Raw genomic sequence first — 550 nt, 5'->3', positions numbered from 1 at the left:
ACACTATTTATCGCCGTGCTTTGCAACAGGGTGACGCGATTCGTTACTGGCACTATTCCGATATCGCCAGCCAGCGTTATGACGTACCCGATGTGCCCATGCAGGGTGACATGGACCCGTTTTTCTTCCTGAGCAAAAAGAAAAACTTTATCCCGCATACCTATCCTTGCCGGGTCGACTTCCAGCAACGCTATCTGGAGAAGAAACCACAGCCGTTCGGCGCGTTCGAACTGACCCGGTGGTGGTTCCCGTTTGGTTCTGACCGCGTAGACCTTTCTGATTTCTGGTTCCGCCCTACCCGCATCGGTGCCTGGGCGCAAACCTGGCTGGAAGCCGAAACCGACGGTGAGGTGACCCTGCGTTTCACCACCTGCGGCGGTGGCATCGTGCAGGTTAACGGCGAAGATGTCGCCTGGAGCGCCGCCTACCAGCGCAATCTGGAAAACACCCTTGAGGTCACCGTCTCCCTTAAATCGGGGCTAAACGATGTTCGAGTCTGGTTTGACGATCTGGCCGAGCGGGATATTCGCTTTTTCTTCCAACTCGATTA

Annotated in this window: 1 pseudogene; it reads left to right on the top strand. The window is 55.5% G+C overall.

What is annotated here, in order from left to right:
* Positions 1–5: 5 nt before the first annotated feature.
* A pseudogene (locus J5224_RS34595) lies at positions 6–550 on the top strand (hypothetical protein); the annotation flags it as partial.

It is taken from the genome of Candidatus Symbiopectobacterium sp. NZEC135 (assembly GCF_025962695.1).
The sequence above is the reverse complement of the archived record's forward strand: the minus strand, read 5'-3'. Positions and strand labels throughout refer to the sequence as shown.